This window comes from Deinococcus metalli (assembly GCF_014201805.1).
In the GTDB taxonomy this organism is placed as follows: Bacteria; Deinococcota; Deinococci; order Deinococcales; family Deinococcaceae; genus Deinococcus; species Deinococcus metalli.
Window position 1 is genome coordinate 277296 of sequence record NZ_JACHFK010000005.1, and the last position, 20020, is coordinate 297315.

Annotated in this window: 18 protein-coding genes; 9 read left to right on the top strand and 9 right to left on the bottom strand. The window is 69.4% G+C overall.

Annotated features, from left to right (window positions below):
• Positions 1-100: 100 nt before the first annotated feature.
• Together HNQ07_RS12010 and HNQ07_RS12015 are read right to left on the bottom strand one after the other, a co-directional pair.
• On the bottom strand, positions 101-1447 hold the full coding sequence (locus tag HNQ07_RS12010; RefSeq protein ID WP_184112054.1) for a M20/M25/M40 family metallo-hydrolase: 1347 nt from the start codon (positions 1445-1447) through the stop codon (positions 101-103).
• Between the two features lie 52 nt (positions 1448-1499).
• Positions 1500-2468, bottom strand: coding sequence for a magnesium transporter CorA family protein (locus HNQ07_RS12015; RefSeq protein WP_184112056.1), 969 nt, complete (start codon positions 2466-2468; stop codon positions 1500-1502).
• A gap of 115 nt (positions 2469-2583) precedes the next feature.
• On the opposite strand from HNQ07_RS12015, the gene HNQ07_RS12020 reads away from it, so the two are divergent.
• Positions 2584-3039, top strand: coding sequence for a hypothetical protein (locus tag HNQ07_RS12020; RefSeq protein ID WP_184112058.1), 456 nt, complete (start codon positions 2584-2586; stop codon positions 3037-3039).
• Here the strand turns inward: HNQ07_RS12020 and galE are convergent.
• The 4 genes from galE to HNQ07_RS12040 all read right to left on the bottom strand — a co-directional run bounded on the left by galE (position 3029) and on the right by HNQ07_RS12040 (position 6388).
• Entirely contained in the window at positions 3029-4021 is a 993-nt protein-coding gene (gene galE, locus HNQ07_RS12025; protein WP_184112060.1) for a UDP-glucose 4-epimerase GalE, read from the bottom strand. The genes HNQ07_RS12020 and galE overlap by 11 nt on opposite strands.
• Positions 4022-4103: 82 nt before the next feature.
• Complete coding sequence (locus tag HNQ07_RS12030; RefSeq protein WP_184112062.1) at positions 4104-5189, bottom strand: quinone-dependent dihydroorotate dehydrogenase; 1086 nt, start codon at positions 5187-5189, stop codon at positions 4104-4106.
• A gap of 35 nt (positions 5190-5224) precedes the next feature.
• Positions 5225-5680: an RrF2 family transcriptional regulator gene (locus HNQ07_RS12035; RefSeq protein ID WP_184112064.1), complete on the bottom strand. Its 456-nt coding sequence runs from the start codon at positions 5678-5680 to the stop codon at positions 5225-5227.
• 117 nt (positions 5681-5797) lie between these two features.
• Positions 5798-6388, bottom strand: a complete 591-nt coding sequence (locus tag HNQ07_RS12040) for a general stress protein (protein WP_184112066.1) — start codon at positions 6386-6388, stop codon at positions 5798-5800.
• A gap of 130 nt (positions 6389-6518) precedes the next feature.
• On the opposite strand from HNQ07_RS12040, the gene HNQ07_RS12045 reads away from it, so the two are divergent.
• From HNQ07_RS12045 to HNQ07_RS12060, 4 genes are all read left to right on the top strand, one after another.
• Positions 6519-7493, top strand: a complete 975-nt coding sequence (locus tag HNQ07_RS12045; protein WP_184112068.1) for a polyprenyl synthetase family protein — start codon at positions 6519-6521, stop codon at positions 7491-7493.
• Between the two features lie 319 nt (positions 7494-7812).
• Positions 7813-9057, top strand: coding sequence for a Glu/Leu/Phe/Val family dehydrogenase (locus tag HNQ07_RS12050; RefSeq protein WP_184112070.1), 1245 nt, complete (start codon positions 7813-7815; stop codon positions 9055-9057).
• A 109-nt stretch (positions 9058-9166) separates the two neighbouring features.
• Positions 9167-10489 (top strand): Glu/Leu/Phe/Val family dehydrogenase, encoded by a 1323-nt coding sequence (locus tag HNQ07_RS12055; protein WP_184112072.1) that lies wholly within the window; start codon positions 9167-9169, stop codon positions 10487-10489.
• Between the two features lie 308 nt (positions 10490-10797).
• Positions 10798-11292: an RICIN domain-containing protein gene (locus HNQ07_RS12060; protein ID WP_184112074.1), complete on the top strand. Its 495-nt coding sequence runs from the start codon at positions 10798-10800 to the stop codon at positions 11290-11292.
• A gap of 83 nt (positions 11293-11375) precedes the next feature.
• Here the strand turns inward: HNQ07_RS12060 and panB are convergent, their stop codons facing one another.
• The 3 genes from panB to HNQ07_RS12075 are packed head-to-tail and all read right to left on the bottom strand — an operon-like array spanning position 11376 to position 14019.
• Positions 11376-12197: a 3-methyl-2-oxobutanoate hydroxymethyltransferase gene (gene panB, locus HNQ07_RS12065; protein WP_184112076.1), complete on the bottom strand. Its 822-nt coding sequence runs from the start codon at positions 12195-12197 to the stop codon at positions 11376-11378.
• 48 nt (positions 12198-12245) lie between these two features.
• A complete protein-coding gene (locus HNQ07_RS12070; protein WP_229831960.1) occupies positions 12246-13505 on the bottom strand; it encodes an MFS transporter in 1260 nt (419 codons plus the stop codon).
• Positions 13506-13542: 37 nt separating this feature from the next.
• Positions 13543-14019, bottom strand: coding sequence for a DUF420 domain-containing protein (locus HNQ07_RS12075; protein ID WP_184112078.1), 477 nt, complete (start codon positions 14017-14019; stop codon positions 13543-13545).
• 136 nt (positions 14020-14155) lie between these two features.
• On the opposite strand from HNQ07_RS12075, the gene HNQ07_RS12080 reads away from it, so the two are divergent.
• The 4 genes from HNQ07_RS12080 to HNQ07_RS12095 all read left to right on the top strand — a co-directional run bounded on the left by HNQ07_RS12080 (position 14156) and on the right by HNQ07_RS12095 (position 19959).
• Positions 14156-15145 (top strand): COX15/CtaA family protein, encoded by a 990-nt coding sequence (locus tag HNQ07_RS12080; RefSeq protein WP_184112080.1) that lies wholly within the window; start codon positions 14156-14158, stop codon positions 15143-15145.
• Positions 15146-15186: 41 nt separating this feature from the next.
• The gene (locus HNQ07_RS12085; RefSeq protein ID WP_184112196.1) at positions 15187-16098 is read left to right on the top strand and encodes a heme o synthase; all 912 of its coding nucleotides are present in this window, start codon (positions 15187-15189) and stop codon (positions 16096-16098) included.
• 175 nt (positions 16099-16273) lie between these two features.
• A complete protein-coding gene (coxB, locus tag HNQ07_RS12090) occupies positions 16274-17500 on the top strand; it encodes a cytochrome c oxidase subunit II (protein ID WP_260322889.1) in 1227 nt (408 codons plus the stop codon).
• Entirely contained in the window at positions 17497-19959 is a 2463-nt protein-coding gene (locus HNQ07_RS12095) for a cbb3-type cytochrome c oxidase subunit I (protein ID WP_184112082.1), read from the top strand. Before coxB ends, HNQ07_RS12095 begins: the two co-directional genes overlap by 4 nt.
• Positions 19960-20020 lie beyond the last annotated feature (61 nt).

Here is a 20020-nt window from a genome sequence, read left to right on the forward strand (position 1 = left end):
CGGCGTTCGGTCAGTCGCAGGGTGGGACGCCGTGGTGTCCAGCTCCCCGTTTTGAGGGGCTAGCAAGCTGTTTGCCGAGGCTAGGAGGGGGTGACCTCTTTCAGCCCTTCGACAGGGCGTCCATAAATTCCAGGGCGAATTCCACGCCTTTCTCGAAGTCGCGGCGCAGGATGTTCTCGTTCGGGGCGTGGACGCGGCCGGTGGGGTTGCCGATGCCCATGGCAACGACGGGCGCGCCGACGTGCTGCATGAAGGGGTACATGGGGCCGCTGCCGCCGGAGCTGGGGTGCAGGAGCGGCGGGTGGCCGTGCACATGCTCGGCCACGCGGGCGGCGATCTGCACGAAGGGGCTGGTCAGGTCGCTGCGGGACGGGTGTTCGTGACTCTCCAGTTCGACAATCTCGATGTCGTGCAGGCCCTGGGCGTCCAGGTGGGTACGCAGCAGCGTGACGACCCTCGCAGGGTCCTGGTCCGGCACGAGGCGGAAGTCGAGCTTGACGGTGCCCTCGGCAGGCAGCACGGTCTTGCTGCCGGGGCCGCCGTAACCGCCGTGGAAGCCGTTCACATTCACGACGGGCTTCAGGTTCAGGCGGCGGTGGAAGTCCTGCGGCTCGCCCAGGCGGCGGGTGACGCTGTAGCCGTCCATCAGGGCCTCGCCGTGGCCAGGCAGCGCGGCGACGGCGTCGAGGTCGGCCTGAGTCTCGGGCCGGATGTCGTCGTGGAAGCCGGGGATGGTCACGGTGCCGTCGTCGTCTCGCAGCGAGGCGACGGCGCGGCTCAGGCGGTACAGCGGGTTGTCCACGACTGGGCCGTTCAAGGAGTGCAGGTCGCTGGCCGCCACCCGGCAGCGCAGTTCCACGCAGATGATGCCCTTGAGGCCTGCGTACAGCACCGGCCGGCCCTCCGGCGTGATCGAGCCGAATTCCCACCACACGCCGTCCGCGCGCAACTCGGCGGCGTGCGCGGCCACGAAGGACGCCAGACTGGGACTGCCGACCTCCTCCTCGCCCTCCAGCAGCCACTTGACCTTCAGGGGAAGCTGGCCGCCGTGGCGGTCGCGCAGGGCGCGCAGGCCCGCGAGACGGGAGACGAATTCTCCCTTGTCATCGCTCGCGCCGCGGCCGTACAGGCGGCCGTCGCGCTCCGTGAGGGTGAACGGCGGGCTCTCCCACAGCCCGGCGGGGTCCTCGGGCTGCACGTCGTAGTGGTTGTAGATCAGCAGTGTGAAGGGACCCTCGCCTGCCTCGGCGACGAGCACCGGGGCGACCTGGCCGGGAAACATGGCGACCGTGAAGCCCTCGGCCTCCAGCAGGGCCTGCACGGCGTCGGCGGTCTCGTTCAGCATGCGGCCCTGCGCAGACACGCTCTCCAGCGCCACCAGGTCCGCGAGGTCGCGCAGGCCGCGCAGGATGTGGGCGCTCAGGTCGGTGGTGGCGGAGACAGTCATGGACTCAGGGTAGAGGACGCCGCGGCCGGGGTGCGGGCGCACGTCCCGCTGGTCATAACCAGCCGGCCCAGCGGCCCACGCCGATCACGGCCGCGATCAGCGCCAGACTGCCGATCAGCACGTCCCGGAAGCCGCTGTTGCCGGCCTTGAAGACGTCCGCCTGGAAGTTCATGCCCATCAGGCCCGCCACCGCCGCCACGATGCCCAGCGTGACCGTCACGACGGTCAGGACGCGCATCACCTCGTTCGTGCGCTGTCCGGTGCTGCTCATCAGCAGGTCGAAGGAACCCAGCACCGTCTCGCGCGTGTGCCCGATCGCCTCCTGCGTGCGCTCGAAGTGCTGGAACAGCCGGGCCAGGCGTTCCTCGGGTTCGTCGTCCCGGTACACCGCGAAATCGGGGCTGGCCAGTGCCAGGTACACCAGACGGTGCGTGGAGAGCAGGCGGCGCAACTCGCTCACGCGGCGGCGCAGGCCCACCAGGATCGCCAGGTGCCGCCGGCCCTGCCGCGATTCGGCCAGGATGTGCTCGTCCAGCCGGTCCACGTTGTCCTCGATGGGGGAGAGCTGACGGTAGTAGCCCTCTACGTGGTGCGTGAGCACGACTGCCAGGAAGGCGGCGGCGTCCAGCTGCCCGAGCTGCGTGTCGGCCTCCAGCAGCGCGCGGAACGCCTCCAGGAAGGACACGCGGCCCTCGTGCGCGGTGAACACGATGTTCTGCCCCGCCACGAAGCGCACGGGCACGGTGCGGTAGTGGTGCTCGGCCTTCTCCAGGGCACTGACGCGCAGCTGGACCGCGTGGTCCAGGCGGTGCAGGGCCGGGGTGTCGCTGGTGTCCAGCAGCCACGCGCGCGTGGGTTCGTCGAGCGGCAGCCGCTCCAGCAGCCTCGGCAGAGCCCCGTCTCCCTCCGCCTGGACGTCCACCCACAGCAGCTGGTGCGGCTGCACCTGCGGCAGGCCGCGGTTCAGATCGATGCTGGAGTCCTGTCCCTCGGCGTCGAACAGCAGGGCTGTGACTGGCATGGCCCTACTGTAGGCATGTCCGCCGCGGACGGGTGAACCCAGGATGGGGGTACGCTTCGGTGTGGCCCCCGATCCCGAAATCCCGCCCTGCCACATCGCGCCGGCAGGGTGGCTCGTGATCGCCACCCTCAACCTCCCCTGGAAGGAGGCGATCGGTCCAGAGTGCCAACTCTACATCGCGGACGACCTGCCCCTGGCCCTCCTGGGCGGCGAGGATGACGCTGCCCTGGGTCCACGGCTGGAGGTCGCCATGACGACCCTGTACGCTTCGGAACTGTTCTTCGACCTGTTGTCGGGCGAGGGCGACTACTCGCCGGAGGATCTGGACGACCACTACGCGGTGATGGAGAGGCGGTCCGAGGAAGCCCGAACACTCATGCATGCGTGGGCGCAGGAGGCGAGCCCAGCCCTCGGCTCCCCCCTCCTGTCGGCTGACAGAGATACGGTGCGCTGGGACCTGCCGCAACTCAGCGTCGCCCTCCGCGTCACCCAGGAGGACAAGGAACTGCCTGTCGAGGTGCAGCTCATCCTGACGCCACCCGCCGACGACCGTCTCGGCCCTACTGTTTGAAGCCGTGCGGATGGGACTTGTGCCAGTTCCACGCGGTCTGCACGATCTCCTGCAGGTCCGTGAACTGCGGGGTGAAGCCCAGGTCACGCACGATCTTCGTGGCGTCCGCCACCAGCCGCGGCGGATCGCCCGCCCGGCGCGGCGCGATCTCGCGCTTCAGCGGCGTCCCCGTCACCGCGTCCACGGCGTCCAGCACCTGCTTCACCGAGAAGCCGTGGCCCAGACCGACGTTGTACGTGGCGGCCTCCTGCGTGCCTGCTCCCAGCGCCTCCACGGCCAGCACGTGCGCGTCCGCCAGGTCCTGCACGTGGACGTAATCCCGGATGCACGTGCCGTCCGGCGTGGGGTAGTCCTCGCCGAAGATCATCATCTTCTCGCGCTGCCCCAGCGCCGTCAGGCACGCCAGTTCGATCAGGTGCGTCTGGTTGGCGTGCGCCTCCCCGATGTCCCCGGCGGGAGACGCCCCGCAGACGTTGAAGTACCGCAGGATGGTGTACGGCAGGCCGTGTGCCGCCCCGAAGGCGTGGATCATGCGCTCGGTCATCAGTTTGGACTCGCCGTACACGCTCTCGGGCTGCATGGCGGCGTTCTCGGGGATCGGCACGGCGTCGGTGGTGCCGTACACGGCCGCCGTGGAACTGAACACCAGCGGAATTTTGCGGGTCTCCACGATGCCCTGAAGCAGATTCAGGCTGCCGACCACGTTGTTGCGGTAGTAGCGGCCGGGCGCGCGCATACTCTCGCCCACCTCGATCAGGGCGGCGAAATGGACGACCGCGTCCGGCTGGGTGCGGATCAGGGTGTCCTTGACGGCGCCGGCGTCCAGCAGGTCGGCGCGGACGAGTTCCACGTCGGCCGGGAGCGCCTCCGGGTGCCCGCTGGAAAGGTTGTCCAGTACCACGACCTCGTGTCCGGCACGCCGCAGTTGCCGCACCGTGTGCGACCCGATGTACCCTGCTCCGCCTACCACCAGGATCTTCATAAATCCAGGCTAGCAGGCGGACGGAGGGAGGCTACGCAGGCTGACCAGCGGGCGTCAGTTCTGAGGCCCGGCTGGATGCCGTTTACGCATCCACGCCGATGACGTCCGTCACGCTACTCATGCCGTCGCGCTCCAGCAGACGCGCCAGGCCCCGGTTCAGGTCGCGCACCAGGCCCGGACCGCGGTAGATCAGCGCGGAGTACACCTCGACCAGGGCGGCGCCGGCCCGCAGCTTGTCGTAGGCGTCCTGGGCGCTGAAGATGCCGCCCACACCCACCAGCGGGATGCGCCCGCGCGTGATCCGGTACGCGCCGCGCACGAGGTCGGTCGAGCGCCGCGTGAGGGGTCGGCCGCTCAGACCGCCCGCCTCCGCGCGGTGGGGGTGCGTGAGGCCGTCGCGGCTCAGGGTCGTGTTGCTGACGATCACGCCCTGTGCGCCCGCGTCCAGCGCGGCCTGCACGCTCGCCCCGAAGTCGTCGGGGTGCAGGTCCGGCGCGAGCTTGACCAGCACCGGCGGGCGCCGCAGCGTCCGGACGCGCCCGGCGTCGACCTCGGCCACGACGGCGCGCAGCAGCAGCGCGAGGTCGTCTGCCGCCTGGAGGGCCCGCAGCCCCGGCGTGTTCGGGCTGCTGACGTTCACCACGAAGGCGTCCGCGACCTCCTGAAGGGTCCGCACGCACGTCAGGTAGTCGGATGTGGCGTCCTCGTTGGGCGTGACCTTGTTCTTCCCGATGTTCACCCAGATCGGCACCGGGCGCGTGCCCAGGGCGGCCAGCCGGCCGTGCAGCGCCCCGGCACCGTCGTTGTTGAAGCCCATGCGGTTGATCAGCGCGTCGTCCGGCGGCAGGCGGAACAGGCGCGGGCGGTCGTTGCCGGGCTGCGCCAGCGGGGTCACGGTGCCCACCTCCAGGAAGCCGAAGCCCAGCGCCCCGAAGGCCGGCACCGCCACGCCGTTCTTGTCCAGACCCGCCGCGAGGCCCACCGGCGACGCGTAGGACTGCCCCCACACGGTCTGGGCCAGCCGCGCGTCGGCTGGGGCGGTCACGGCGCGTGCCAGGGCGGGCCAGCCGGGCACCCGCGAGGCCTGCTCCAGCAGGTCCAGGGTGAGGTGGTGGGCGCGTTCCGCGTCCAGGCGGAACAGCAGCGGCTTGGCGAGCGAGGCGTACATCGCCCGTCAGGATAGTGCGGGGGTCGTGCGCCGGCTCACAGACGCGTGAACGCGGGTTCGATCTGCACCAGACGCGCGTGCTGCTGCGTCTCGCTCTCCACGATCAGGTCGGCCAGGGTAGTGCCGCCCAGCACGTCGCGCAGGGCGGTGTCCACCCGCTGCCACAGGCCCTGCGTGCCGCACACGTTCTGGCTGTTGCAGGTGTGGTCGTCCTCCACGCACGACACCGGGGCGATGGAGCCCTCCATGGCCGTGACCACGTCGTAGGCGTTGATCTCGGCGGCGGGCCGGGACAGGCGGTAGCCGCCGTGTGCGCCGCGCGTGCTGCGGATGAACCCGGCGCGGCGCAGGTTGCTGGCGATCTGTTCCAGGTAGTGCTGGCTGATGCCCTGGCGCTCCGAGACGTCCTTGAGCGGTACGGGCTGTCCACCGTGCCGGCCGATCTCGACCAGGGCGCGCAGGCCGTACTGTGCTTTGGTGGACACCCACATGCCCGGCAGTCTAGCGCGGAAATCCGGGCGAAGTGTAAGGATTTCCCCGGCGGCCCGTGAAGGCGGGAGACGCGAAAGCGGCGGACACGAGATCGTCCGCCGCTCCTGCATGCGCTGTCAGTGACCGGTGCGTTCGCTCTGGAGCTGGCCGCGGCCCACGGCATCTTCCAGGCGCACGGCGCCGTGGCGGCGCATCAGGCTCAGGGCCTCGTCGGTGCGGGCGCCGCCGGGATCGCGGGCGATCACCATGGTGTGTCCGCTGCGCAGCGCCGCCTGGAAGCGCTCGGCCTGCGCGGCCGGCACGCCCATGGTGCGCAGCAGCTTCACGTAATCGCCGTGGTCGCTGCCGGCCAGCGCGCCGAACAGCCCACCCAGCGCCGCGCCGCCGATCACGCCGAACAGCATGCCCAGCACGCCGCCGTGCGAGTACACGCGCGTGGCCGGAATGATCACCAGCAGCAGCCAGATCGGCACGGTCATGACCAGACCGCCCACCACGCCGATGACCGCGCCCCGGATCACGCTGCCGGTGCCGCCGGGCGCGCCCGCCTCGGGGCTCACGCCGGTCGCCTGCGCGATGGTGTCCTCGGCGACCACGTCGGACAGGGCAAAGCCCAGGTGATCACGCTGGAAGCCGCGCGTCTTCAGGGCCTCCAGCGCCTGCTGGGCCTGACCGGGTTCACGGAAGAGGGCAACGACGCTTTCCATATCCTGACGTTGTAGCACGGCGCGCGCCCGTGTTGGAGGGAGAACGTCCCGCCGGCGCCGCCCGCGCGCAGCGCGTCAAGACGGTCAGGGCCGGTACGTTTGCCTTGAGGCCGTTTCCTATACTGCCAGCATGACCATCGGGGCAGCGCTGGGCGTGCCGGATGCCGCGTTCGAAACGCGGCTGCGGGACGTGCTGCGCTCGAGGGTGGAGTTCATCGAGCTGATCGGCGAGGATCTGGTCGCAGCCGGCGGCAAGCGCACCCGGCCCCTGATCACGTACCTGTCCGCGCAGGTGCTGGGCGCCGCGCCGCACGGTCCGGCGTGGGCACACGTGGTGGACCTGGGCGTGTGCGTGGAACTGCTGCACTCGGCGTCGCTGCTGCACGATGACCTGATCGACGACGCCGATACCCGCCGCGGTCACCAGGCGGCGTTCCGACGCTTCGGGAACGTGGTGAGCGTGATGAGCGGGGACTTCATGCTCTCGCGGCTGCTGATGCTGCTTGCGGACATGCCGGGCGGCGCGAGCCTCACGCGGATCTTCGGCGAGACGGCCAGCGTGATCTGCGAGGGCGAGGTGCTGCAGTTCCAGGTGGCGGCGTACCAGGACTACACGCTGGAGCACTATCTCAACGTCATCCACGGCAAGACCGCAGCCCTGGCGCAGCTGGCGGCGCGTGGGCCGGCCCTGCTGCTGGGCGCTTCGCCGGAGCAGGAGCGGGCCCTGGCGATCTTCGGGCGCGAGTACGGCATGGCCTTCCAGATGCAGGACGATCTGCTCGACCTCGCGGGCGAGGAAGCGGTGATCGGCAAGCCGGTGGGCGGCGACCTGCGCGAGGGCAAAGCCACCCTGCCACTGCTGTACCTGCTGGACGGCCCGCACGGCGCCGAGGTGCGGACCGTGCTGGAACGCCGCGCCGCGCAGGACGGCGATGTCGAGCGGGTACGGGCACTGGCCGCGCAGGAGGGCGTGGTGCTGCGGACCCGTGATGAGATCCGCCGCCGCGCCGCACTGGCCGTGGACGCCCTGGCGGTCTTCCCGCCCTCCGAGGCGCGTGACGAGCTGGAGCGCCTGGCCGTCCGAGAGATCGAACGCGCCCGCTGACCGTTCCAGTATCCAGGCCGTCCAGGGGAACCGGACGGCTCTTTTCATTCGCCAGGTGAACGGCCAGCCGGCAAACCGGAATCCTGCTGGAACCGCTTCCCAATTTTTCGCGTGTTCAACGGCATTTCGTGGGGTTGACGCCACCTGTCCGCGCGGTGAGGATGTGGGCGGCCCCACGTCCCACCCGGTGTAGGAGCACACCACCCATCCGAAGGGGCCGGCACGTCCCGATGAAGTTGTCTATGCGTGTATGCTCCGGAAGACAGGACATTCCACCCCGCCGCGCCCCGGTGGCGCGGCCCGCGAAGGAGACCAGCGAATGCGGGCATCAGGACTCAACTGGCAGGGCCTCATGGAACAGCTCCAGATGGCCCTGCCCCATTGCGACGTGACCGACCAGTCGCTCGCGTACTTCAAGTACCCCAGGCGCACCGTCAGCCTGAACCTGCCGGTGCGCATGGACGACGGCAACGTGCGGATGTTCCGCGCGTACCGCAGCGTGCACAACACCTCGCGCGGCCCCAGCATGGGCGGCGTGCGGCTGCGCTCGGGCATCGGCGCGCATGAGTGCGAGGTGCTCGCCGCGATCATGACCCTCAAGGCCGCCGTGGCCGATCTGCCGCTGGGCGGCGCCAAGGGCGGCATCGACGTCGACCCCGGCAGCATCAGCGCCCACGAACTTCAGGGTCTGGTGCGGCGCTACGCCAGCGAACTCGTGGAATTCGTCGGCCCCGGCACCGACATCCTGGCGCCCGATATCGGCAGCGACGAGCAGGTCATGGCGTGGATTCTCGACGCCTACGCCGAGAACACGGGCGAGACCATCAGCGGCGTGGTGGTCGGCAAGCCCCTGCCGCTGGGCGGCAGTTACGGTAGCAAGGACGCCCGTGGCCGCAGCGCCGCGCTGGTCACCGGCCGCATCCTGGAACGAGACGGCCGCAGCCTGAACCGCGCCCGCGCCGCCGTGTACGGCTACGGCGCCGTCGGCCGCACCGCTGCCCAGACCCTCGCGGACCAGGGCGCGCTGGTCGTGGCCGTCAGCGACCAGGGCGGTGGCACCTTCGCCAGCGGCGGCCTGGACCTGGACGCCCTGACCGCGCACCGCGCGCAGACCGGCTCGGTGCAGGGCTTCGGCACCGACATCAGCGCCGACGAGCTGGCGGAACTGGACGTGGACGTCCTGCTGCTCGCCTACGACTACGGCGCCGTGCATGCCGGGAACGCCCACGCCGTACGCGCCGACTACGTGGTCGAGGCCACCAACCGCGCCGTGCTGCCCGAGGCCGAACGCTTCCTGCGCGCCCAGGGCGTCACCGTGATTCCGGACCTCGTCGCCAGCCTGGGCGGCGTGGTCGTGAACTACCTCGAATGGGTGCAGGACGCCAGCAACTTCTTCTGGACCGAGGACGAGATCGAGCGCGCCATCGACCAGCGCGTGAACGCCGCCGTGGACGAGGTCATGGCCTTCGCGGATACCCGCCGGGTCGACCTGCGCACCGCGTCCTACGCCGTGGCGCTCAACCGGCTGAACAACGCGACCGTGATGCGTGGGGTGTATCCGTGACCACCAGGTTCCCGGCGCGTAGGGACAACAAGCGCCAACGCGCGGGCCGCCAGACCGGCGAAGTCCTGCACCTCGACCCGATTCCCTCTCCCATCCAAGGAGTTTCCCGATGACCGCCACGCACGACCCGTCCTCCCCGGCGCCCGCTCCGGCGCGCGCGCACGCCATTCCCAGCTACCTCGACCCGAACAACATCGGGCCGTATGAGATCTTCCTCGAGCAGGTCGAGCGCGTCACGCCGTACCTGGGCAAGCTGGCCTTCTGGGTCGAGACCCTCAAGAGGCCCAAGCGCATTCTGGTCGTGGATATCCCGGTGCACCTCGACGACGGCTCGGTGGCGCACTTCGAGGGCTACCGCGTGCAGCACAACACGTCGCGCGGCCCCGCCAAGGGCGGCGTGCGCTTCCACCAGGACGTGACGCTGTCGGAGGTCATGGCCCTCTCGGCGTGGATGACCATCAAGAACGCCGCCGTGAACCTGCCGTACGGCGGCGGCAAGGGCGGCATCCGCCTCGACCCGCGGCAGTACTCCACCGGGGAACTCGAACGCATCACGCGGCGCTACACCAGCGAGATCGGCCTGATCATCGGGCCGGACAAGGATATTCCTGCTCCCGACGTGAACACCGGCCCGCAGACCATGGCGTGGATGATGGACACGTACTCCATGAACGTGGGCCGCACCGCCACGGGCGTCGTGACCGGCAAACCCGTCAGCCTGGGCGGCTCGCTGGGCCGTTCGGACGCCACCGGGCGCGGCGTGTTCGTGACGGGCGCGCAGGCCATGCAGAAACTCGGCCTGCCCATGCAGGGCGCGCGCATCGCCGTGCAGGGCTTCGGGAACGTCGGTGAGGCCGCCGCCCGCATCTTCCATGAACACGGCGCGCGGATCGTCGCCATCCAGGACGTCACCGGCACCATCCACAGCGAGGCCGGCATCGACCCCGCCGCCGCCCTGGCGCACCTGCGCGCCACCGGCCGGATTGTGGGTCTGCCCGGCAGCGAGGAGATCGCCGCCGCCGACTTCTGGGGCGTGGACTGCGACGTCCTGATCCCCGCCGCGCTGGAAAAACAGATCACCCTCCAGAACGCGGACCGGATCAGGGCCCGGCTGATCGTCGAGGGCGCCAACGGCCCCACCATTCCCGCCGCCGACGACCTGCTGGCCGACAAGGGCATCACCGTGGTGCCGGACGTCCTCGCCAACGCGGGCGGCGTGACCGTCAGCTACTTCGAGTGGGTACAGGACTTCAGCTCGTTCTTCTGGACGGAAGACGAGATCAACCAGCGCCTCGACCGCATCATGCGCGACGCATTCCAGAGCCTGTGGGACGTCAAGGAACGCCACGGCGTGACCCTCCGCACCGCCGTGTACATCGTCGCGTGCACGCGGGTGCTGGAGGCGCGGGCGCTGCGCGGCCTGTACCCCTAACCCGAGTCGGGCGGCGTGACCGGGACCTGGCCGCACTGGGCAGGGCGCGCTGCCGAGGAACGCCCGCACCACAACGCCGGGGGCGGGGAGCAGAGGATTCAGGCTCTCCGCCCCCGGCGTTGTGGCCAGCGACCGGCGCCGGGGCCTCCATTCCTGATCCGGATATCACCGGCCGGGCTGCATTGTGTCGGTCAGAAGGGGGAGGTGGCAGAGCAACCGCAGTGCGCGCGGCGTGACAGTCGACAGCAGATCTCGCCGCCCCGGCCTTCCCTGGCCGCCGGCTGACCTCCTCAGGGAAAGGATTGCCCATGTCCAGAACCGCTGTTCTTGCCGGACTCAGCCTGCTCCTGGCCGCCTGCACCTCGACCCCGCCCGTGGAGGCCACGTACTACCGCCTTCAGCTGAAGGGCAACCTGAAGTACCTCGACGCTGACCACTGCACCACGACCCTGGCCCTCAATCCCGGCTCGACATACGCCGACGGCGCCTGTCAGCTGTGGACCCTCGTGGACGTGGGAGGCGGGTACGCCCGCGTGCAGCTCAAGAGCAGCGGCGAGTACCTCGACGCGCCGGGTTGCGCGAGCCCCGTGGTCGTGGGTGCCAGGTCCACGGTCCAGGACGGCGCGTGTCAGGAATGGCGGCTGGTGCCCGACACGGACGGCTGGTCACGCCTTCAGCTCAAATCCACCGGGCAGTATCTCGATGCGGCCCAGTGCGCCGGGCCGATCGGCCTGGACACCGCCTCGGCGTATCTGAACGGCGCGTGTCAGCTCTGGAAACTGGTGCCGGTGTCCCCAGGCTGAGCGACACCTCACAGCGGGAACCACAAGAGTTGACAGGGCATGCCCTTTAACTCTTGTGGGGCGAGCAGAGAGAGTGACCGCTGTCAGTACAGCTTGTCCAGCACGTCGTCCTTCATCACGAAGGAGTTCTCCTTGGCGGGGAACTGCCGGGCGCGCACCTCGGCGGCGTAGGCGGCGATGGCCTCGCGCGACAGCTTCCCGATCTCGGCGTAGCGCTTGGCGATCTTCTTGTCCTCGCCCTCGTACATGCCGAGCAGGTCGTGCGTGACCAGCACCTGTCCGTCGCAGTTTACGCCCGCCCCGATGCCGATGGTCGGAACGGCCAGCCGCTCCGAGATCAGCCGCGCCAGCCGCGCGGGAATCGCCTCCAGCACCACCGCGAAGGCTCCCGCGCGTTCCAGCGCCACGGCGCCCTCCAGCGTCCGGCGGGCCGTGTCGTCGTCCTTGCCCTGCACGCGCAGGCCGCCCTGGGCCGTCGCGGTCTGCGGCATCAGGCCCACGTGACCCATCACGGGAATGCCGTTGCGGGTCAGGGTGTCCACGACCTGCAGGATCTCGGTGGTCGCGCCCTCCATCTTCACGGCGTCCGCGCCGGTTTCCTGAATCACCTTCACGGCGTTGCGCATGGCGTCCTGTGTGCCCGTGTGGTACGTCCCGAATGGCAGGTCCACCACCATGAAGGTGTCCGGCGCTCCCCGCCGCACCGCCCGCGCGTGGTGGATCATGTCGCCCAGCGTGACCGGGGCGGTGCTGTCGTAGCCCAGCACCACGTTCCCCAGCGAGTCGCCCACCAGGATCACGTCGACGTCCGCCGCCTGCGCGTGCTTCCCGCCAGGGTAGTCGTAGGCAGTGACCATCACCAGCGGCTGTTCGGAGCCCTGCAACTCCGGGATGCTGCGTTTCATGCAGGGAGGGTAGCAGAGGGGCAGGGGAGACCCCGGCGCACTACCGGTTCAGTCCTCCGCCACGTCCGTGAGGTCCATCGCGCGCAGTTCCGGGGCGAGGGCGGCGGTCACGCCCACCACGATCAACGTCACGATGCCGCCCAGCCACACGCTGCGGGTGGTGCCCAGCAGCTTCGCGGCGACGCCGCTCTCGAAGGCGCCGAGTTCGTTGCTGGCGCCGATGAACATGCCGCTCACGGCGTTCACGCGCCCGCGCATGTGGTCGGGCGCCTTGAGTTGCAGGGTGGCGCTGCGGATGACCATGCTGATGCCGTCGAACACGCCCGCGAAGATCAGGGCGGCCACGCTGAGGTAGAAGTTCCTCGACAGGCCGAACACGATCATGCACACGCCGAAGCCCGCGACGACGCTTAGGAGGATGCGGCCCGCTCCCTTGCCGGGCGGGTGCCGGGTGGCGTAGAGCATCACCAGCAGCGCGCCGATGCTGGGCGCGGCGACCAGCACGCCCAGCCCCTTCGGGCCGACCGCCAGGATGTCTGACGCGAAGATGGGCAGCAGGGCGACCGCGCCGCCGAACAGCACGGAGAACAGGTCGAGCGCCATGCTGCCGACCAGCACCTGCCGCTGCATGACGAAGGCCAGCCCGGCCTTGACACTGTCCCAGATGGGTTCGCCGGGTGTGAACGCGGGGCGGGGCTTGGGTTTGACGTACAGCACGCAGCCCAGCGACACGACGAACAGCACGAACGCGAAGGCGTACGCACCGGCCGGGCCGACCGACGCGTACAGCACGCCGCCCACCGCCGGCCCGGCGATCCCGGCAGCCTGCCACGCGCTCGACCGCCACGCGCTGGCGCGCAGCAGCAGGTCGCGCGGCACGACCTGTGCCTGAAACGCGGGCAGCGCCGGGTCGGAAAAGCCGCGCGCCACGCCCAGCGTGAAGATCAGGGCCAGGATCGGCAGCGTACCGCCCACCAGAGCGTGCGGGGCGTACAGCGCGAAGCACCCGGCGCACACGACCTCCACGGTGATGGTCGCCAGCAGGATGCGGCGCCGGTCGTTGCGGTCCGCGACCACGCCGCCCAGCAGCGCGAGGCTCAGCGCAGGAATCGCCTCGACCAGCCCCAGGATGCCGAGGGTAAGGGGATTTTTGGTGATCTGGTACAGCTGGTACGCGACCGTCAGGGCGACGGCGCGGCCCGCCAGGGTGCTGGTCACGGCGGCCAGCAGCATGGCGCGGAATTCCGGGAGCTGGAGAACGGACGTGCTGGTCGCCGGCAGGGCGGCGGATTCGGGCGGCGCACTCACCGGCGCAGTCTAGACCCGGCCGCGCCGCGGAGCGTCTTCAGGCGCCCTTGATGACCTCGCCCCAGCGGCCCAGCAGCAGGTAGATAATCCAGCCGGTCACGGCGACGTACAGCCACACCGGCACGGTCCAGCGCACCCACGCGCGGTGCCGGTTGAAGTACACGCGCGCGCCCGGCGCGTCGATGTTGCCGAGGTTCCCCGCCGCCTTCAGCCCCCGGTACGCGTTAAACAGAGCGCCCAGCGCGAGCGGCAGGTTCGCGGCGGCCAGGATGATGTGGCTGATCAGCAGCGCGATATATGCGCCGTGGTTGGGCCCGACGTACTTCTTCTCGTAGCCCAGGCCCAGGCGCGTCAGGTACAGCACCAGGAACAGCGTGGCGAGGCTGGACGCGACGATCATCGCCCGCATGTGCGCCTCGCGGTTGCGGTGGCGGATGAAGTACACCCCGACGAGCAGGGCCACCCCGCTCAGGACGATGGTGATGACTGACCACTGGTTGATCGTTTCCGCCATGACCCGCGCAGTCTAGGGGGTGCGCGTCGGGTCAGGTGTCCGGGCGCTGTGGGGACAATTCTCCGGCGGGTGGCGTGCATACAATGCCCGTGGACTTCGCCGCTCGTGGCCGGCGAAGGCAAAAGGCGGTGGAGGAGTGAGTGGAACGCTGACGGCTGCCCGCGCGGGTGCGGGCGTGTGGCTGCCCCGGCTGGCGTGGGCGGCGCTGGCCTACAACGTGCTGGTGATCCTGTGGGGGGCCGTGGTGCGCCTGACCACCTCGGGCGCCGGCTGTGGCGCGCACTGGCCGCTGTGCAACGGAGTGGTGCTGCCCCCCAGTCCGACCCTGCACACGGTCATCGAGTTCAGTCACCGGCTGACCAGTGGCGCGAGCGGGCTGCTGGCCATTGCCCTGGTCGTGCTGGCCTTCCGCGTGACCCCGAAGGGCCACCCGGCGCGGCTGGGCGCGGCCCTGAGCCTGGGCCTGATCGTGCTGGAGGGGCTGGTGGGCGGCGTGCAGGTGCTGCTGGGCCTGACCGCGACCTCCACCGACCCGGCGCGCGGCTTCGTGCAGGGGGTACACCTGGCGAACACCTTCGCGCTGCTGGGCGCGCTGCTGCTCACGGCGCTGTGGGCGTCGGGGGCGCCGGCCGTACGGCTGCGCAGGCAGGGCCGGGCGGGCACGCTGGGCTACGTGGCCCTGGCGCTGCTGCTGCTGCTGGGCATGGCGGGCGCCGTGACCGCGCTGGGCGACCTGCTGTTCCTGCCCGCCGACGGCACGCCCATCGACACCGTGAAGCATGACTACGCGGCCACGGCGAACGTGCTCCAGAACCTGCGCGTGATCCACCCCATGCTGGCGATCGTGGTGAGCGCGTTTCTGGTGTGGCTGGCTGCCTGGTTCCGGCGCGAGCGCCCCTCGCCGGGCGTGGAGCGCTGGAGCGTGGCCGTGTGGGGACTGATCGCCGCGCAGCTCGTGCTGGGCTTCCTGAACGTGGCGCTGCGCGCTCCGGCGTGGCTGCAGCTCTCGCACCTCGCGCTGGCGTGCGCGCTGTGGCTGGCCACGCTGACCCTGGTGTACTTCGCGCTCACGGCGCTGACCGTGCAGGGCGCGCCGCGCACCGTCGCCGGCCGGGTGGGCGCATGACCGCCTCCGACCACGTCACGCGCTCTGATACGGTGACGGGCATGTCGTCCGCCACGCCCGTCCGCGCCACCTGGCGGGACTACTTGGCGCTCACCAAGCCCAAGGTGATCAGCCTGCTGCTGTGGACGACCGTCACCGCCATGGTGATGGCCGCGCGCGGCTGGCCGGGCCTGTGGCTGCTGGTCGTGGTCAGCGTGGCCGGATACATGTCGGCCGGGTCGGCGGGCGTGTTCAACATGATCATCGACCGCGACATCGACCTGAAGATGGCGCGTACCGCCAAGCGGCCCACCTCCAGCGGGCTGATCTCCACCCGCGACGCGGCCGTGTTCGGCGCGGCGCTGCAGGTGCTGTCCTTCGTGGCGCTGTGGGTGTGGGCCACGCCGCTGGCCGCATGGATGAGCCTGGCGGGGTTCGTGACCTACGTGGGGCTGTACACCGCCCTGCTCAAGCGCCGCACGTGGCACAACATCGTGCTGGGCGGCGCGGCCGGGTGCTTCCCGCCGCTGGTCGGCTGGGCGGCCGTGACCGGCGACCTGAACCTGTTCGCGTGGTTCCTGTTCGCGGTGATCTTCTTCTGGACACCGGTGCACTTCTGGGCGCTGGCCCTGATGATCAAGGAGGAGTACCGCGAGGTCGGCATTCCCATGCTGCCAGTCGTGCACGGCGAGAAGCTGACGGTCGCGCAGATCGGGCTGTACGCCATCTACACGGTGGTGCTCTCAGTGATGCCGGTGTTCTTCCACGAGGTGGGCGCGCTGTACTTCGTGCTGGCCACCGCGCTGGGAGCGTGGCTGCTGGTGCTGTCGTGGCGGCTGTACCGGCACGTCGCGTCGGGCCAGGTGGTCGAGCGCCGCGTGGCGGTGCCGCTGTACCTGTATTCGATGCTGTATCTGGCGCTGCTGTTCGTGGCCGGCGCCGCCGACCGCACCCTGTTCGCGCACCTCGGCTGAACCGGGCGGATGGGCCGCGGGCAGGACACTTTACCCGGGACTCATGGTGTTCCATGGCGGGTATGCCTGACCGAACGGTCGAGACGGAGCGCTGGAACGCGCGGCCGGACCGGGTGAACGCCGCACCCCCGGCGTCCGGACGCACTAAACTGCAGGGCAGAGGAAAGGAGTGATCTTGAACACCACCCAAGACCGCCACCGCGGCACCCGGAGGCACGTCGGCCGGACGGGCGCCCTGGCCGCCGCACTGGGCATGGCGCTGCTCAGCGGTTGCCAGCAGGTTCGGCAGAGCATCTCGATCGGCGACATGTCGTCCGCCTACAACCGTGAGATCTGGTGGATGAGCCTGTGGGCCATCGCGCTGTCGATCATCATCTTCGTCGGCGTGTCGTACGCGCTGTTCTACACGGTCAGCAAGTTCCGTGACGACCGGCACGGCGCAGAGCCCGCGCAGTTCCACGGCAACAACCGCCTGGAGGTCGCGCTGGTCGTCGTGCCCGTGATCATCGTGTTCGGCCTGAGCGTGCTGGCCGTCAAGAGCCTCGCGGTCGTGAACAACGTGAACGCCGAGGCCCCGAAGATCGACGTGCTGGGGCGGCAGTTCTGGTGGAACTTCGGGTATCCGGCCGCCACGGCCGCCGCGGGCGGTGTGGTCACCAACGGCAACGAGATGATCATGCCCGCCGCGCAGCCGGTCGCCGTCACCGTGACCAGCGGCGACGTCATCCACGGCTTCTGGGCGCCGAACGTCGGCGGTCAGCGCGCCGCCATGCCCGCCGTGAAGAAGACCTGGATGATCGACTCGGACCGTCCCGGCGCGTACCAGGGCAACTGCTCGCAGCTGTGCGGGGCCAGCCACGCCAACATGCGCTACAAGGTCGTGGTGCTGGAGCAGGCGCGCTACACCGCCACGCTGAATGCCATGCAGGCCTACCGCGCGCCGGAACCCGCGCCCGGCAGCGCCGAGGCCCGCGGCTACGCGCTGTTCATGCAGGGCAAGCCCTCCACGGGCGCGGTCGCGTGCGCGTCGTGCCACCGCGTTCAGGGCACCACCGCCGCCGGCGCCGCCGGGCCGGACCTGAGCTTCTTCGGCACCCGCCGCACGCTGGGCGCCGGCATCTGGGAGGCCATGACCGAGGCGCACTGGACCGACGAGAAGGCCGCCGCCGAGCTGCATGCCTGGCTCAAACACAGCCCCGTCGTCAAGCCCGGCAGCCTGATGCCCCGCTACGACGGCGGTGAGTACCTGGTGCAGGGCAAGAGCGTCAAGGGCGGCACGCTGACCGACACCGAGATCGACGACATCGCCGCGTACCTGCGCAGCCTGCAGCTGCCGGCGGAAGCGGACTACTGGAAGGGCACGCCCGTGATGGGAGCGCCCACCGCAGGAGGAACGCCGTGACCATTCAGCATGCCCCACCGTCCCAGCCGGTCACCGCGCCCCGCCACTCTGTATGGGAGGTCATCAAGGACTACATGATGACCACCGATCACAAGAAGATCGGGACGCTCTACATCGGCACGTCCATCCTGGGCTTTGCCATCGCCGGCCTGCTCGCCGTGGCGATCCGCCTGCAGCTCGCGCTGCCGAACAACACCTTCCTGGTCGGCACCGGCTACAACCAGGTGCTGACCCTGCACGCCGCCCTGATGATCTTCTTCTTCCTGATTCCCATCGGGCTGTTCGGCTTCGGGAACTGGATCCTGCCGCTGCAACTCGGGGTGCGCGACGTGGCGCTGCCGCGCGTGAACACCTTCGCGGTGTGGCTGTTCATCTTCTCGCTGATCCTGGTGGTGCTGGGCCTCGCCAACGGCGGCGCGCCCAGCGTGGGCTGGACCTTCTATTACCCGCTGTCGGTGGACGCCAACCAGACGGGCGTGTCGGTACTGATGGTCGCGCTGACCCTGAACGGCATCGCGTCGCTGCTGGGCTCGGCCAACTTCGCCGCCACGGTCGTGAACATGCGCGCGCCGGGCATGAGCCTGTGGAAGATGCCGATCTTCGCGTGGAGCATCTTCGCCACCTCCATCCTGCAGCTGATCTCGCTGGGCGGCCTGACCGCCGCGGCGCTCGTGACCTTCCTGGAAATCAAGCTGGGCCTGAGCATGTTCAACCCCGGCATGGGCGGCGTGCCCGTGATGTTCCAGCAGTTCTTCTGGTTCTACTCGCACCCCGCCGTGTACGTGATGCTGCTGCCGTACCTGGGCATCGGTGCGGAGATCGCCTCGACCATGGCGCGTAAGCCGCTGTTCGGCTACCGCGTGATGGTGTACTCGATCCTGGGGATCGTGCTGGTGTCGCTGCTGGTGTGGGTGCACCACATGTTTGCCGTGGGCCTGCCCGAGAGCTGGCAGATCGCGTTCATGATCGCCACGCTGATCGTGGCCGTGCCGACCGGCGTGAAGATCTTCAACCTGATCGGCACGCTGTGGGGCGGGCGGATCATGATGCGCACCCCCACATACTGGCTGGTGGGCTTCATCTTCAACTTCCTGATCGGCGGGATCACCGGCGTGGCGCTGGGCATGATTCCCTTCGACTACCAGGTGACCATGTCGTACTTCGTGGTCGCGCACTTCCACAACGTGATGATGTTCGGCACGGCGTTCCTCGCCATGGGCGGCATCTACTACTGGTGGCCGAAGATGACCGGGCGCTTCCTGAACGAGAAGCTGGGCCTGGCGCACTTCTGGCTGTTCATGGTCGGCTCGTGGATGACCTTCCTGCCGCAGTACATCCTGGGCCTGCTCGGCATGCCGCGTCGCTACTACACGTACCCCGACGGCAACTTCGCGTGGACCGAACTGAACTTCATCTCCACCCTGGGCGCGCTGACGCTGCTGGCCGGCGGCATCGTGTGGGTGTGGAACATGTGGCAGAGCGTACGCGTGCCCGCGACCGCGTCGCCGAACCCCTGGGGCGGCTTCACGCTGGAGTGGACGGCCGCCAGCCCGCCCGCCGCGTACAACTTCGCGCACGACTTCCCGCGCACCTTCCCCACCGAGCGTCCGCTGTACGACTGGGAGAAGAACGGCGACACCCTGACCCCGGTCGATCCCAAGACCATCCACCTGCCGCAGGACTCGTGGGGCCCCTTCATCACGGCCGTGGGCATGCTGCTGATGGGCTACGGACTGAGCTTCGGGTGGTTCACAAACTACACGCCGGCCGATGGCCTGCGGCCCTTCTTCAGCGCGGCGCCGGGGCACGTGTTCGCCAGCATCGTGCTGTACCTCAGCATTCCGCTGTTCCTGTACGGCCTGTTCAAGTGGGCCGGCACACCGGAGTACAAGGAACCCACCGAGCACCACTTCCTCACGAAGTATGACAACGGCTTCCTGGGCATGGCGTGGTTCATCATCTCGGAAGTCGGCCTGTTCGGCGTGCTGATCGCCGGGTACGTGTACCTGCGCATCAGCGGTCACGCCGAGCCGCCCGCGCTGCGCCCGAACATCTGGCTGGCCGCCCTGAACACCCTGATCCTGGTGAGCAGCTCGTTCGTGATCCACCGCGCCGAGCAGGACAACCACCACGGCAAGGTCACCCGCTTCCGCATCGGCCTGTTCGTCACGCTGCTGCTGGGCGCGCTGTTCATGCTGTTCCAGGTGTACGAGTTCAGCCTCTTCGGCCATGAAAGCGACTGGCGTCAGAACCTGTGGCAGTCGTGCTTCTTCACCATCGTCGGCCTGCACGGTCTGCACATCCTGATCGGCGGCACCGGCGTGGCCCTGCCGTACTTCCAGGCGATGACCGGCAAGATCGACAAGCACAACCACGGTTCGATCACGCCCGCCAGCCTGTACTGGCACCTAGTGGACGTGGTGTGGCTGTTCATCGTGGCGATCTTCTACGCGTGGTAAACCGGGTGTGAGGCGCTGAGATCGATTCGGCGTCAACCGCCGGGCCGGCGGGCGAAGTCCA

What these genes read in the sequence shown, in the direction of transcription:
- HNQ07_RS12010 (WP_184112054.1), bottom strand. Translation starts at nt 1,447, where the DNA reads ATGACTGTCTCCGCCACCACCGACCTGAGCGCCCACATCCTGCGCGGC.
- HNQ07_RS12015 (WP_184112056.1), bottom strand. Translation starts at nt 2,468, where the DNA reads ATGCCAGTCACAGCCCTGCTGTTCGACGCCGAGGGACAGGACTCCAGC.
- galE (WP_184112060.1), bottom strand. Translation starts at nt 4,021, where the DNA reads ATGAAGATCCTGGTGGTAGGCGGAGCAGGGTACATCGGGTCGCACACG.
- HNQ07_RS12030 (WP_184112062.1), bottom strand. Translation starts at nt 5,189, where the DNA reads ATGTACGCCTCGCTCGCCAAGCCGCTGCTGTTCCGCCTGGACGCGGAA.
- HNQ07_RS12035 (WP_184112064.1), bottom strand. Translation starts at nt 5,680, where the DNA reads ATGTGGGTGTCCACCAAAGCACAGTACGGCCTGCGCGCCCTGGTCGAG.
- HNQ07_RS12040 (WP_184112066.1), bottom strand. Translation starts at nt 6,388, where the DNA reads ATGGAAAGCGTCGTTGCCCTCTTCCGTGAACCCGGTCAGGCCCAGCAG.
- HNQ07_RS12045 (WP_184112068.1), top strand. Translation starts at nt 6,519, where the DNA reads ATGACCATCGGGGCAGCGCTGGGCGTGCCGGATGCCGCGTTCGAAACG.
- HNQ07_RS12050 (WP_184112070.1), top strand. Translation starts at nt 7,813, where the DNA reads ATGCGGGCATCAGGACTCAACTGGCAGGGCCTCATGGAACAGCTCCAG.
- HNQ07_RS12055 (WP_184112072.1), top strand. Translation starts at nt 9,167, where the DNA reads ATGACCGCCACGCACGACCCGTCCTCCCCGGCGCCCGCTCCGGCGCGC.
- HNQ07_RS12060 (WP_184112074.1), top strand. Translation starts at nt 10,798, where the DNA reads ATGTCCAGAACCGCTGTTCTTGCCGGACTCAGCCTGCTCCTGGCCGCC.
- panB (WP_184112076.1), bottom strand. Translation starts at nt 12,197, where the DNA reads ATGAAACGCAGCATCCCGGAGTTGCAGGGCTCCGAACAGCCGCTGGTG.
- HNQ07_RS12075 (WP_184112078.1), bottom strand. Translation starts at nt 14,019, where the DNA reads ATGGCGGAAACGATCAACCAGTGGTCAGTCATCACCATCGTCCTGAGC.
- HNQ07_RS12085 (WP_184112196.1), top strand. Translation starts at nt 15,187, where the DNA reads ATGTCGTCCGCCACGCCCGTCCGCGCCACCTGGCGGGACTACTTGGCG.